The 12,848-nt window shown below is 72.0% G+C and carries 13 protein-coding genes; 1 reads left to right on the top strand and 12 read right to left on the bottom strand.

Features of this window, described 5'->3' with window-relative positions; genetic code table 11:
- Positions 1–8: 8 nt before the first annotated feature.
- The 11 genes from PSU4_RS20730 to PSU4_RS20680 form a co-directional block, all read right to left on the bottom strand.
- Positions 9–1,289: an amidohydrolase gene (locus PSU4_RS20730; protein WP_147110961.1), complete on the bottom strand. Its 1,281-nt coding sequence runs from the start codon at positions 1,287–1,289 to the stop codon at positions 9–11.
- A gap of 23 nt (positions 1,290–1,312) precedes the next feature.
- Complete coding sequence (gene ygiD, locus PSU4_RS20725; protein WP_147110958.1) at positions 1,313–2,158, bottom strand: 4,5-DOPA-extradiol-dioxygenase; 846 nt, start codon at positions 2,156–2,158, stop codon at positions 1,313–1,315.
- 148 nt (positions 2,159–2,306) lie between these two features.
- Positions 2,307–3,098 carry a dihydropteroate synthase gene (gene folP, locus PSU4_RS20720; RefSeq protein WP_147111045.1) on the bottom strand — a complete coding sequence of 264 codons (792 nt, stop codon included), beginning with the start codon at positions 3,096–3,098 and terminating at the stop codon, positions 2,307–2,309.
- Between the two features lie 125 nt (positions 3,099–3,223).
- Positions 3,224–4,081: a methylenetetrahydrofolate reductase gene (locus PSU4_RS20715; protein WP_246115248.1), complete on the bottom strand. Its 858-nt coding sequence runs from the start codon at positions 4,079–4,081 to the stop codon at positions 3,224–3,226.
- Complete coding sequence (folD, locus tag PSU4_RS20710; protein WP_147110955.1) at positions 4,078–4,959, bottom strand: bifunctional methylenetetrahydrofolate dehydrogenase/methenyltetrahydrofolate cyclohydrolase FolD; 882 nt, start codon at positions 4,957–4,959, stop codon at positions 4,078–4,080. Before folD ends, PSU4_RS20715 begins: the two co-directional genes overlap by 4 nt.
- On the bottom strand, positions 4,956–5,852 hold the full coding sequence (purU, locus tag PSU4_RS20705) for a formyltetrahydrofolate deformylase (RefSeq protein WP_147111039.1): 897 nt from the start codon (positions 5,850–5,852) through the stop codon (positions 4,956–4,958). The genes folD and purU overlap by 4 nt, the downstream gene beginning before the upstream one ends.
- Positions 5,853–5,955: 103 nt before the next feature.
- Positions 5,956–7,320 (bottom strand): aminomethyltransferase family protein, encoded by a 1,365-nt coding sequence (locus tag PSU4_RS20700; protein ID WP_147110953.1) that lies wholly within the window; start codon positions 7,318–7,320, stop codon positions 5,956–5,958.
- A gap of 93 nt (positions 7,321–7,413) precedes the next feature.
- Positions 7,414–8,103 carry a nuclear transport factor 2 family protein gene (locus PSU4_RS20695; protein WP_186817091.1) on the bottom strand — a complete coding sequence of 230 codons (690 nt, stop codon included), beginning with the start codon at positions 8,101–8,103 and terminating at the stop codon, positions 7,414–7,416.
- A complete protein-coding gene (locus PSU4_RS20690) occupies positions 8,100–9,005 on the bottom strand; it encodes a fumarylacetoacetate hydrolase family protein (RefSeq protein ID WP_147110947.1) in 906 nt (301 codons plus the stop codon). Before PSU4_RS20690 ends, PSU4_RS20695 begins: the two co-directional genes overlap by 4 nt.
- 24 nt (positions 9,006–9,029) lie before the next feature.
- Positions 9,030–10,259: an FAD-dependent monooxygenase gene (locus tag PSU4_RS20685; protein ID WP_147110944.1), complete on the bottom strand. Its 1,230-nt coding sequence runs from the start codon at positions 10,257–10,259 to the stop codon at positions 9,030–9,032.
- Positions 10,256–11,395 carry a cupin domain-containing protein gene (locus PSU4_RS20680; protein WP_147110941.1) on the bottom strand — a complete coding sequence of 380 codons (1,140 nt, stop codon included), beginning with the start codon at positions 11,393–11,395 and terminating at the stop codon, positions 10,256–10,258. The genes PSU4_RS20685 and PSU4_RS20680 overlap by 4 nt, the downstream gene beginning before the upstream one ends.
- A 183-nt stretch (positions 11,396–11,578) precedes the next feature.
- Here PSU4_RS20680 and PSU4_RS20675 point away from each other — a divergent pair, with 183 nt between their 5' ends.
- Positions 11,579–12,310, top strand: coding sequence for a class II aldolase/adducin family protein (locus tag PSU4_RS20675; protein ID WP_246115247.1), 732 nt, complete (start codon positions 11,579–11,581; stop codon positions 12,308–12,310).
- Positions 12,311–12,365: 55 nt separating this feature from the next.
- Here PSU4_RS20675 and PSU4_RS20670 read toward each other — a convergent pair.
- A partial coding sequence (locus PSU4_RS20670) for a MarR family winged helix-turn-helix transcriptional regulator (RefSeq protein WP_222596353.1) occupies positions 12,366–12,848 on the bottom strand: 483 nt, incomplete at its 5' end.

Raw genomic sequence — 12,848 nt, 5'->3', positions numbered from 1 at the left:
CCGAGCGTTCATCGTGGCGGCTCGTCGGCTCTGGTGAGACAGGCGAGGGCCGCCACGACGAGTGCCTGGGTCCCGGTGTCGAGCGTCGGCTGGAGGACAGGGGCGAAGGCGGGATTGTGGTTGACCGGGATGTCCTCGGCGACCCGACCGGCGGCCGCGGCGCGTTCGTAGCGGGCCGGGTCGACCCCGCCGACGCCCCAATAGGTGTACGGGGCGCCGTACGCGACGGGAATGTCGGTGAAGTCCTCACTGGCGTTCTGCCGCGGCAGCTCCACCGACCGCTCGCCGAAGAACTCCGCGAATGCGGCAGCCACCCGCCCGGTGAGGGCGTCGTCGTTGTCGGTGAGGGGAAAGGCTCCGAACAGCTCGAACTCGGGGTCCTTCGGTGACCTCGACGCCTGGCACTCCGCGGTGACGATCCGGCGGATCGCGTCCACCATGTGCGACAGGGTGCGCTCGCTGTAGGCGCGAAGGTTGAGCTGCAGCTCGGCCGAGTCGGGGATGATGTTGCTCTTCGACCCGGCCTGGATGCTGCCCACCGTGAGCACGGCGAAGTCGTCGGGTGCGGTCTCCCGGGACACGACGCCCTGCAGCCTGACGACGATCATGGCGGCCAGGACGACCGGGTCGACGGTGGCCTGCGGCATCGACCCGTGGCCACCGCGCCCGTACACGACGATGCGCATGCTCGCGGCCGTCGACAGGACCGGGCCGGTCCGGGTGCCGACCGTGCCCGCGGGCAGCGGGAGCACGTGTTGGGCGAGTGCGACGTCGACGGCGGGGACGACATCGGCGAGGCCGTCGGCCACCATGGCGCGGGCGCCGTCACCCAGTTCCTCGGCGGGCTGGAACAACGCCACCACGGTGCCGCCCCAGCGGTCCGCCCGCTCGGCGAGCAGGTGGGCGGCACCGAGCAGGCTCGCGACGTGGACGTCGTGCCCGCAGGCGTGCATCACCGGCACCTGGTTCCCGGCGGCGTCGTCGACGACGACGGTGCTGGCGTAGGGCAGGCCCGTCGCCTCGCGGACAGGGAGTGCGTCCATGTCGGCGCGGAGCAGGACCGTCGGCCCGGCGCCGCCGGCGAGGACACCGACGACGCCGGTGCCGCCGACACCCTCGTGCACCTCGTAGCCCGACCGCCGCAGCCGGTCCGCGACGATGCCGGCCGTGCGCCGCTCCCGGTGGGAGAGCTCGGGGTGGCGGTGCAGGTCGCGGTAGAGCTCCTCCTGCCACTGCCGGACCTCCGCCAGACCGTCCAGTTCCCGGGGAGTCTCGACGTCGTCGGTCATACCCTGCCTCCTGCCGCGGCGTGTCAGATGTTCGAGCCGTCCGGTGGCACGTCCGCCGGCGGCAGCGGCGATCCGCCGGCTCCCTGGACATGGGTGCAGTCGAGGCCGAGGGTGTACGCGGTCATGGTCAGCGAACCGTAGGCGTAGCCGTCGACGAGGACGTTCAGGTCCGGCGCGTCGTCGGCGCCGGCGAGCCCGGCGAAGTACAGGGCCGGGATGAAGTGGTCGGGTGTCGGCACCGCGGACCGGAATTTCGGATGGGCGTCGAGGGTGGCGAACTCGGTCGGCTCGGTGAGCATCCGTTCGCGGGACTCGTCGCTGAACCGTCGGGCCCAGTCGTATCCCTCGTCGGCGCGGCTCCAGTCCATCGCCCTCAGGTTGTGCACCACGTTGCCGCTGCCCACGATCAACACCCCCCGCCTGCGCAGTGCGGCGAGCTTCGCGCCCAGTTCGAGGTGGTGGTCGAGCGGCTTGTCGGCGTTGATGCTCAGCTGCACGACCGGGATCGACGCGTCGGGGAAGGCGTGCAACAGCACCGACCACGTGCCGTGGTCGATCCCCCAGCTGTCGTGGTCGGCGCCCACCCAGGTCGGGCGCACGATCTCGCTGATCTCGTCGGCCAGCTCGGGCAGGCCCGGCGCCGGGTAGTCGACGTCGAACAGCTCCTGCGGGAAGCCGTAGAAGTCGTGAATGGTGCGTGGGCGGGGCATCGCGGTCACCGCGGTCGCGTTGACATACCAGTGGGCGCTGACGACCAGGATCGCGCGCGGGCGGGGGACGGCGGAGCCGAACGCCTGCCAGGCGGTGGTGTAGCGGTTGACCTCCAGCGCGTTCATCGGGTTCCCGTGGCCGATGAACGCGGCGGGCATGAGGTCGGTCTCCGTAGCTCGGGGGTCCACGTTGCCGCCCTTCCGCATCAGCCCGCCGGCGAGGTGCCGCGAGCGTCAGCGCATTATCCACCGCGACCTCGCCCGGGTCGTGTCGAACCGGACGCGGGGAGGCATCGACGTGCGACGTTCAGTGCTGCCGGGCCCGTGTCCAGGCGCGCGCCACCCTCGTGGCCTCCCGGGACCGGCGGACGTCGTGCACCCGCACACACGTCGCACCGGCTGCCGCCGCGAGCCCGGAGATCACGGCCGTCGCGTCGTCACGCGACGCCGCCGGTGCGTCCGGCCGGCCCGGCGCGGCGAGGAACCGCTTGCGCGAGGCCCCGATCAGCACCGGGAACCCGAGGCTCAGGAGGCTGTCGAGACCGCCCAGCAGGGCCCAGTTGTGGTCGGCGGTCTTGGCGAACCCGAGGCCGGGGTCCAGCACGAGCCGATCGGGGGAGACCCCGGCCCCGGTCAGCGTCTCGACCCGCATGAGCAGCTCGCACCGGACGTCGGCGACGACGTCGGCGTAGACCGCGCGCCGGTCCATGTGGACGCTGGGCCCGCGGGAGTGGGTCACCACGTAGGGCACGGCGATCTCGGCGACGAGCGCGGCCATCCGTGGATCACCGAGCCCGCCGGTCACGTCGTTGACCACCACCGCGCCCGCCACGACCGCGGCCGCCGCGACGGCAGCCCGGGAGGTGTCGATGCTGACGGGGACCCCACCCGCGGCGAGCTCCCGCACGACCGGCAGGACCCGCGCCAGCTCCTCCTCGACCGGGACGCGTCCGGCGCCGGGCCGTGTCGACTCCCCGCCGACGTCGACGATGTCTGCGCCCTCGGCAACCAGCAGCCGCCCCCGCGCGACCGCGCGATCCACCTCCGAGTAGGCCCCGCCGTCGGAGAACGAGTCGGGCGTGACGTTCAGAATCCCCATCACCAGACACTCACCCGGGGCGTGGAAGTCGGGCGCGGCTCGCCGCTGCGGCGCGGTGCCGACACGCAGCACGTGGCTCACCCCCTCAATCCCGCCGCCGCCCGGACATCCGATGTGCCCACGGTCTACGAGACGGCGTCGAGCCGGTCGAGCATGCGTCGGCGCCACCGCTCGGTGCTCTCCACGTCGTTGAAGGTGAACACGTGGAACCCGCTCACCGTCGAGCTCCCGCCCAGCTCGGAGCGCAGGCCGCGGACCAGCGAGGTGGGGTTGTATCCGCCGGGCACGAAGAACCGCCAGAACAGGCTGCTCTGCTTGCGCAGGAATCGCGCGCTGTCCCCGACGCCGATGCTCGCGGTGATCCGCAGCAGCTTCTGCCTGCTCACCGCACCGGGAACGCCGACGACGACCGGGAGTGTCACCCCCTGCTCGACGAGGCTGCGCGAGTAGGCCAGCAGCGTGGCCGGGGCGAAGCAGATCTGGGTGGTGATGTGGTCGGCGAGAGCCGCCTTCTCCACCAGCGCCGAGCTCAGCCGCTCCGGTGGGATCAGGGCGTGTCCCTCCGGGTAGCCGCCGATCCCGATGTCGGCGAAATCGTGACCGCTGCCCCGGATCGCACGCAGCAGTCCGAGCGCTTCGGTGAAGGTCCCCGACGCCTCTCCGTCGCCGCCCACGACGAACAGGCGCCGGACACCGTTCGCGGTGAGGCGGGCGAGGATGTCGTCCAGCTGCGCCGGACCGGAGATCATCCGCGCCGACAGGTGCGGCGCCACCGAGTACCCGTCCGCCGCGAGTGCCAGCGCCAGCTCCACCGTGGCGTCGATCCCCTTCTGCGGCGAGGCGGTCACGGTGAGCCGGATCGACGTCGGCACGTGCTCGCGGACCGCGTCGTGGGTCCTCGCGAACGGCATCACCTCGTAGCCGAGGGTCTGCAGGGCTCCGCGCAGCGCGGTGCGCGTGTCAGGGGTTCCGGTCGAGGTCACCGGCCCGGCCCGTCGTGCGCGGGGTCACCCTCTGCCGCCGCGACGGCCGCGGACACGGTGTTCGTCAGCAGCATCGCGATCGTCAGCGGGCCGACGCCACCCGGGACCGGGGTGATCCACCCGGCCGACCCGACGACGTCGTCGAAGGCGACGTCACCGACCAGTCCGGAATCGGTGCGGTGGATGCCGACGTCGATCACCGCCGCACCGGCCTTGACGTGCTGTCCGGTGACGATCCCCGGCACTCCGGCCGCGGCGACGAGGATGTCGGCCTGCGATGTGACCGAGGCGAGATCCCTGGTTCGCGAATGCGCGATCGTCACGGTCGCATCGCGCTGCAGCAGCAACTGTGCCATCGGCCGGCCCACCAGCACCGAACGACCGACGACGACCGCACGGGCACCCGCGAGCTCCACGCCGGCGGCGTCGAGCAGCTCGACGACGCCCGACGGGGTGCAGGGCCGCAGCCCGGGCCGGCCCCCGGCCAACAGTCCCTGGCTCAGGGTGGTCAGCCCGTCGACGTCCTTGGCCGGCGGGATCCGCTCGAGGAGCCGCGCCGGGTCCAGGTGCCGCGGCAGCGGGAGCTGCAGCAGGATCCCCGAGACCCGGTCGTCGGCGGCGAGCGCGTCGAGGACGGCGGCGACCTCCGGCTCCGGTGTCTGCGCGTCGAGGTGGTGGTGGAAGTCGGCGATCCCGGCGGCCGCGGCCGACCTGCGCTTGTTCGCGACGTAGACCGCGCTGGCGGGGTCGTCCCCGACCAGGACGGTGGCCAGGCCGGGAACACGGCCGTGGGCGAGCCGGAACTCGTCCGCGCCCGCGGCTGCCCGGGTCCGCACGTCCCGTGCGATCTCGCGGCCATCGATGACGACGGCGGTCACGGCGTGAACACCACCGTCTGGTTGCCGTCACGCAGCACGCGGTCCTCGCAGTGCCACCGGACCGCGCGGGACAGCACCGACCGCTCGATGTCGGCGCCCTTCTGCACCAGGTCCTGCACGGTGTCGTTGTGGGAGACCCGGACCACGTCCTGTTCGATGATCGGACCCTCGTCGAGGTCCTTCGTCACGTAGTGCGCAGTCGCACCGATGAGTTTCACCCCGCGTTGCTTCGCCTTCTGGTAGGGGCCCGCACCGATGAACGCGGGCAGGAACGAGTGGTGGATGTTGATGACCGGGACCCCGACCCGCTGGAGGAAGTCGTCGGAGATGATCTGCATGTAGCGGGCGAGGACGACGAGATCGACGTTGCCCGCCAACAGGCGCAGGTGTTCCTGCTCCGCCGCTCGCTTGTCACCGGAGACCGGTACGTGGTGGAAGGGGATGCCGAACCCGTGCACCTCGGCGGCGAGGTCGGGGTGGTTCGACACGACCATCGCGACGTCGAGCGGCAGTTCGTTGCGGCGGTGCCGCCACAGCAGGTCGAGCAGGCAGTGGTCGGTCTTGGAGGCGAAGATCGCCACCCGCTTGCGGTGCGTCGCCTCGTGCAGCGTCCACGACAGCCCCAGCTCACGGACGAGGACCGCGTCCAGGTCCGCCTCCAGCTCCTCGCGGGCCGACTCGAGGCTGGGCAGCCCGAACACCGTGCGCTGGTAGAACTGACCGCCCACGGCGTCGGACGAGTACTGCCGGAGCGACACGATGTTCGCCCCGTACTCGGCCAGCAGCGTCGAGACGGCGGACACGATCCCCGGTCGGTCGGCTCCCTGGATGACGAGGCGGGCCGCGCCCGTCGACGGGGCGAACCCGGCCGCTTCGGGCCCGCCCGCGGTCAGCGCGGCCGCGCTGGCCGTGCTCTGCGCCGGCGCGGCGCCGGTGGTGGTCACGATGGTTCTCCCTCGGACGTCGGGTCGACGTGCGCCCGGTGCGTCGGCCTGCTCAATGCGCGACCAGGGGCTCGGTGTGCACCTGCGCCCGCAGGGTCGTCTGCACGTGACGCTCGACGTTGCGCTTCGGCGTTCCGCCGTTCTCCTCGCCCCACACGAGTGTCACCTCGGTCCCGGTCGTGGCGACGTCCTCGTCGAGGAAACCGACCGACATCCAGGAGCCGATGTTGACCGTGTAGCCGCACAGCGTCGAGACTCCGACACGCCGGTCTCCGACGAGCACATCGTCGAGCTGCACCCGCGAGTAGCGGCCCAGGGGAGTGTCGAGGAACTTCGCCCGCTGGTCCCCGTCGAACAGGCTCGACGCGTAGATGCGCTTGACGTCGTCGGTGTTCCAGCGCAGCCAGACCTTCTTGCGCCGCGGCTGCTCGGCCGCCTTCTCCAGCGCCGCACGGCCGATGAAGTCGTGGTCGAACCGGACGAGGTGGCCGTATCCGAAGTCGAACGGAGTCACGTAGTAGTCCTCGGCGTCGTCCGAGGCGAAGCTGCCCCCGATGCTGAGCTTGCCCTCGTAGCCGTTCGCCGGCAGCCACTCGCGGTAGGCCGTGAGCTCGGGGGCGGTGTAGATCGCGGGAGTCGGCTGCGCCGCGTAGCCGGACTCGATCCCACCCGTGTAGTACGCGAGCGCGCCCCCACGGACCAGGCCGAACTCCTCGCCGGCCTGCAGGAGCGCGTCCCAGCAGGCCTGGTAGTCCTCGATCGGGCCCCAGATCTCCATGCCCATCGACTCGGCGCCCGGGACGCCCGCCATGGTGTGCGACAGCGCGCGGACCGGCCGGCCGGCCAGCGTGAAGTCGGTCATGGCGAAGAACTTGACCTGTTCGAGCGCAGCGCCGTGCGCCTTCTCCAGGATCGCCCGCGCCGTGGGGCCCTCGATCTCGAGCCGGAACAGCGTGCGACGGCCGCCCGCGGGCTGGTCGGCGGTGCGCTCGTCGCGCACGACCTCCACGTCGTAGCCGCGGGTCCGGGCCTGGTAGGTGAGCCAGTTGGCGACCGGGGTCGGGCCGACCACACTCACGTGCTCCTTGTCCAGGCCGAACAGCACGGCGGTACCGATCATCTTGCCCTCGTCGGTGCACGCGACGAGGTGCTTCGCCTTGTTCGGACCCCACGTGGCGAAGCTGTTGGTGCCCGTCTCGGTGAGCAGCCGGTCGACGTCGGGCCCGGTGAAGTACACGTCCGTCATGTGATGGGACTGGTCGAACAGGACAGCCGTCTTCGTCCACGCGGCCTGCTCGTCCTGCCAGTTCGTGTACTGGTCGGGGTAGTCGAACCGGAAGCGGTTGGCCGGCGAGTTGCGCAGCATCTGCACCGCGCCGCCGGCCCGCTGCAGCTTGTCCTCGAGGCTCTCGGGCATGGGGTGTCCCTTCATCGTGGTGAGGCCGCCTCGCGCTGCGAGGTCGCCAGGTGGTGGAAACGGGAGCCGTGCAAGACCAGCGGCCGGGTGGGCTCAGCCATCGCGGCTGTCCTCGGCTGTCGTCAACCATCGACGATGCCCGGTCAGGATCGGCTCGACGAGATCGGGTCGGTCGAGACCGGGGAGGTCGTCCGGCACGCCATGACCTGCGGCGGTCAGGAGCTGCTGCAGGAACCGGTAGCTGGACCGAGCTCCCTCGTGCGGGTGCGCGCCCGCCGCGCCAGGCGGCGTCGGCACCGCGGTGCCCGCGACCACGGGGCTGAGACTGTCGCGGATGTAGATCATGTCCATGGACCGGATCCGCCACGCGCAGCCCGCGTGCACGACCCGCCAGCGCAGGATGCCCCGGCTCACGACATCGACCTCGACACCCCCCAGCAGCCCCCGCAGGTGCACCGCGCACGAGGCGTCGGCGAGGGCGCGCGATCCGGCGACGACCACCGACACCGGGCCGAGCTCGTGGAAGGACCGGACGAGCGCCCGGTCCGCGCGCGCCCGCGCCCCGGCGACGAACTCGGTGGCCGTCCCATCGAACCAGGACACCCGCACCCGCGCCTGCGGGGCGTAAGCCCTGGCCATCACATCCCAGTCGCCGAAGTCCTTCGCGCTCCGCTCGGCGAGCAGCAGTGAGCGCACCGCCTCCAGGACCGACGGCGGGGCGAGCTGGTCGACGGCGTGCCCGTCGTCGGTGAGCAGACCCGACGCGAGGGCGGGGCTGGTCACGTCGTCCCGCGCTCGACGACGGGGGTCAGCTCCCGAGGCGGGACCGGTCCGCGCTGGGCGCCGCGGGTGGGGCAGCTGACCGCGCCGGCATCACTCACCCCGACGGCGAGCCGGTCGAGCCCGCTGATCTCCACGTCGATACGGTCGCCGTCGTAGACCTCGCCGACGCCTTCCGGTGTCCCGGTGGTGACGATGTCGCCCGGGTACAACGTCATCACCGACGAGACGTAGGCGATCAGCCTCGGCAGGCCCCAGATCAGGTCGCGCAGGTCCGCCCGCTGGCGCAGCGTGTCGTTGACCCACAGCCGCAGCTCGAGCTCGTCGATCGGGGCGACCTCGTCGGGGGTGACGACGGTCGGGCCGACCGGGGTGAAGGTGTCGAAGGACTTGCGCACCGAGCGGTCCTCACCGCCGCGCATGGTCATGTCCAGCAAGGTCGTGTAGCCGAACACGGCGCCGAGCGCCTCGTCCTCGGCGACGTTGCGGGTGCGGCGTCCGATGACGGCGGCGAACTCGCCCTCCTGGTCGAACCGGCGGTCGGTGTAGGGCAGGCGCACGACGTCGCCGTGGCCGATGACCGAGCTGGGTGCCTTGAGGAAGACGCCGAGCGAGTCGATGTGGCTCGCCTCGTTCATCTCGGCCTGGTGCGCGCGGTAGTTCACCGGCGCCGCGACGATCTTGCCCGGGTCGGGGACGACCGGCAGCACCGAGGCGACGTCGACCTCCGGGGCCGCGGCGACCAGGGCGGCGACGTCGGTCTGCGCGTTGATGAGCCGCCGCATCGGGCTCGCGTCGCCCGGCGGGAGCAGATCGGTCAGGTCGCGGGCGGATGTCACCGAGCCGGCCGGCACCACGCCGACCCGCTGACGGCCTGTCGAGTCGAGGAAGGACAGATAGCGCATGCTGTGTGCTCCAGGTCGTTCTGGTCAGGCGGTCAGGGCGGGTGCCGCGGTCCCCACCGGCGCCGGGGAGTAGAGCCAGTCCAGCTCGCGGTAGTCGTCGGCGGCCCGCTGGGTGAGGACCCGGTCCCGCAGGGCGAGGAGCAGGGGGGCGTCGGTGTGCCAGAGCTCGCCCCACGGCCGGGCAGTGGTCTGGCACCGCGCGGCGCGGGGCAGGCGGACACGCTCGAACTCGCGGTAGGCCTGGGCCACGTCCGGCACACCGGCCACGGTGTGCTGCGCGAACCGGTGCCCCAGCTCGACGGCGTCCTCCAGGGCCTGGCAGGCACCCTGGCCGAGGTACTGCAGCATCGGGTGCGCGGCGTCGCCCGTCAACACGAGCGGACCGTTGATCCACGTCGGCGCGGGTGCCCGGTCGAACATGGACCACCTGCGGCTCCGGCCGATCTTCGCCACCGCGTCGCGCACGGGCTGCGAGGCGGTCGCGAAGGCGGCGTCCAGCTCCTCGGGCCCGCCCCAGTCGCCCGGCTCGGTGTGGCCGGCCGCGAAGCGGGGGCTGCGGAAGACGGCGACCTGGTTGTAGAGCTCCCCGCGCCGGACCGGGTACTGCATGAGATGCATTCCCGGGCCGATCCAGAGGACCACGTCGTCGGGTGCGATCGCGTGGCCGGCCTGGTGGCTGGGCACGGTCCCGCGGTAGGCGGCGTACCCGCTGCAGACGAGGTCGTCGTCGACGACCTCGCGGCGCAACGTCGAGTTCAGCCCGTCGGCCCCGATCAGCGCAGGCGTCCGGTAGACGGTCCCGTCGGCGCACGTCACGACGGCGACGTCGGGCCGCAGGTCGACACCGACGACGTCGCGCCGGTTCTCCATGGTGATGAGGGGATGGCGCCGGCAGTGCTCGACCAGCATCTCGAGCAGGTCGTGACGGTGCAGGACCAGGTAGGGGTAGCCGTAGCGCTCGGTGAAGGACGGCCCGAGGTCCAGAGTCGTCAGCGGCTCGCCGGACAGCGCGTCCATCATCACCGCCTTCGACGGCTGCACCGCCACGGGCACGATGTCGTCGAGCACGCCCAGGGCGTCGAGTGCGCGACTGGCGTTGGGGCCGAACTGGAGTCCTGCACCGATCTCGGCGAACTCCGCGGAACGCTCCACCAGATGCACCGGCTGCCCGCTGCGGGCGAGGGAGAGTGCGGTGGCCAGCCCTCCGATGCCGCCTCCGACGACGAGGGCCGGGACGTGGACGTGATCGCTCATCGGTGCGCTCCGGACAGGTCCGTCGTGGTGTGCGGGTGCAGGGCGGTGACGTGGTCGGCCCCGCGGGCGGCCGTGCCGTCCTGCCCGGTGGTGAGGTTCTGGACCCGCATCAGTCCGAGTGCGTCGAGGACGGGCGCATCGCTGGTGCTGAACAGGTCGACGTCGTCGGCGGCATGGACCGACCAGGGGGTCCAGGACGGGACGGCCAGGATGTCCCCGGGTGCCACGTCGAAGCGTTCGGCTCCGATGTGGACCTCGCCGCTGCCGTGCAGCACGCACAGCACCCGGCCGCCGGTCTGGCGGACACTGTCGGTCGACGCGCCGGCGAGCACGCGGGTGATCTCGCACCGCATCGTCGGCATGACGTCGCCGCCACGGACCGGGTCGGTGTAGCGCAGGGTCGTCCACCGCGCACCGGCGGTGTCCAGCACCGCGTCGAGGGCCCGGTCGGTGTCGGCCCATCGGTAGGCGAGCAGGGGAGAGCGGTGCTGCGGGAGCGGCGGCCCGGCCACGGGCACCAGGCCCGGGCCGCCGCCGAACCACCCTTCGGACGCGGACCGCGCCGCGGTGCGGGTGTCGGCGTCCTCCGAGGGGCCTTCCTCGAAGAACACGGCGTCGAGCGCGGCGACGACCGGGAGGTCCAGGACGTCCATCCAGATCATCGGTTCGGGGCCCGGGTTGTGATGTTCGTGGAACGTCCAGCTGGGGGTGAGGACCAGGTCGCCGGTGCCCATGTGCAGCGCGTCGCCGTCGACCAGGGTCCACACACCCTGCCCCTCGACGATGAACCGCAGAGCGGCAGGCGTGTGCCGATGCGCGGGTGCCACCTCGTGCCCACGCAGGTACTGCACCGCCGCCCACAGTGTCGACACCGCGTACGGCGCACCCCCCAGGCCGGGGTTGCAGCAGGCCAGGACGCGGCGGTCGCCGCCACGATCCACGGGGACGAGGTCGCCCGCGCGGCTACCCAGCTCGCGCAGCTCGCTTCCCGGCCACCGGTGGGGCACGCCCCTGACCCGGGGTTCGGAGGTGAGCAGTCCCGACAGCTCCCACAACGGCTGCAGCGACCCCTCGGAGAGTCGCTGGTAGAGCTGGTCCAGGTCGGGGTCGGTAGCGCTGAAGCGCCGTGTAGCCATCTCCACTCCGATCCGGCGTAATACTGTATGTATACGGACTAACTCCTCCGAAGCTACGTCGTCGCCCGGGCCAGGTCAAGCCTGCTAGGTGCACAGATGGCTGGTCTGTCAGTTGACCAGGGTCATTACTCCGCATACGGTCGAAGCAGTCGGGTCGATCGAGGCGTCATCGAGGAGAGTCGAGTGGTACACGGATCCACCCCCGCGCACGAGATCGTGGGCGCCCATCGCGCCCTCGGCGCTGCTGGTCAGGCCGACATGGTCTGGGGGCACGCCGCCGTCCGCGACCCGGACGGCCGCGGCCTGTGGACGAAAGCCGCAGGCTGGGGGATGGAGGAGATCACCCCCGCGCGCGTGGTGCTGCTCTCCGACGACGGAGAGATCCTCGTCGGCGACGGCCCGCGCCACATCGAGTTCCACATCCACGCCGCGCTCCTGCGGGCGCGTCCGGACGTCGGGGCGACCGTGCACACCCATGGCGAGGCCGCGGCCGCCTTCGCCGCGCTCGACGTGCCCCTGAGGCCCTTGTCGCACGACGCGGTGCCCTTCCTGGCCCCGGACGTCGTGCGGTTCACCGCCACGAGCGACCTCGTCGCGACGCGGTCGCTCGGCGACGCCCTCGCCGACTCCCTCGGTGGTGCCAACGGGTGCCTGATCCCGGGCCACGGGATGGTCACGGTCGGACCGGACATCGCCACCGCGGTGATGCACGCGGCCCTTCTCGAACGGGCGTGCCGCATCCAGCTGATGGCCAGTGTCAACGGGGGCCCGGCCGTCTGGTCGTCCGAGGCCGACGTGGCCGCCAAACAGCGGGGCCTCTGGAGCGCCACGCAGCTGTCCGCGGGATACGACTACCTGCTCCGCAAGGCCGACGCGCAGTTCGGCGAGCTCGACCGGGCCGATGCCGGCTCCTGACGCCCGCGCCGCGTGATCGGGAGCCGGGCCCGGCCGACGACTCGGGCCCCTCCCGTCACTTCCCGCTGGTCGCCTCGAGGTCGGCCGTGTAGGCCAGCGCGCGCAGCCCGGACAGGAACAGCTCCCGCTCCTGTGTCGAGCGCAGCGGTCCCAGCAGCCGATCCTGCACCCGCCGCACGGCCGGCGTCAGGCTGACCAGCTCGTCGCGCACGGTGTCGGTCAGGCACAGCAGCCGGCGGCGGGCGTCGTTCGCGTCACGCGTGCGCGCGATCCAGTCGCGCCTGACCAGCCTCTGGACGATGTCGGCCATGCTCGACTTGTCCACCGAAGCCAGCTCGGCGCCCGTGCTCTGGTCGATGCCTTCCGGGTGGGCCCACAACGCACTGATCACCGCGTACTGCGGTGCGGTCATGACACGACCGACCTCGTCGCTCCACGCGACGGTGTGCGCCTGTTGCACCCGCCGGATCAGGTGTCCAGGGGTCTGGCCGAGGACGAGAACCTGCTCGTCGACCTGCCCGGGAAGCGGCGGGTGCCC

The organism is Pseudonocardia sulfidoxydans NBRC 16205, assembly GCF_007989085.1.
In the GTDB taxonomy this organism is placed as follows: domain Bacteria; phylum Actinomycetota; class Actinomycetes; order Mycobacteriales; family Pseudonocardiaceae; genus Pseudonocardia; species Pseudonocardia sulfidoxydans.
Note: the sequence above shows the minus strand (reverse complement) of the source record. Positions and strands in the feature narration are given on the sequence as shown.

What these genes read in the sequence shown, in the direction of transcription:
- PSU4_RS20730 (WP_147110961.1), bottom strand. Translation starts at nt 1,289, where the DNA reads ATGACCGACGACGTCGAGACTCCCCGGGAACTGGACGGTCTGGCGGAG.
- PSU4_RS20700 (WP_147110953.1), bottom strand. Translation starts at nt 7,320, where the DNA reads ATGCCCGAGAGCCTCGAGGACAAGCTGCAGCGGGCCGGCGGCGCGGTG.
- PSU4_RS20690 (WP_147110947.1), bottom strand. Translation starts at nt 9,005, where the DNA reads ATGCGCTATCTGTCCTTCCTCGACTCGACAGGCCGTCAGCGGGTCGGC.
- PSU4_RS20680 (WP_147110941.1), bottom strand. Translation starts at nt 11,395, where the DNA reads ATGGCTACACGGCGCTTCAGCGCTACCGACCCCGACCTGGACCAGCTC.
- ygiD (WP_147110958.1), bottom strand. Translation starts at nt 2,158, where the DNA reads ATGCCCGCCGCGTTCATCGGCCACGGGAACCCGATGAACGCGCTGGAG.
- folP (WP_147111045.1), bottom strand. Translation starts at nt 3,098, where the DNA reads ATGGGGATTCTGAACGTCACGCCCGACTCGTTCTCCGACGGCGGGGCC.
- PSU4_RS20685 (WP_147110944.1), bottom strand. Translation starts at nt 10,259, where the DNA reads ATGAGCGATCACGTCCACGTCCCGGCCCTCGTCGTCGGAGGCGGCATC.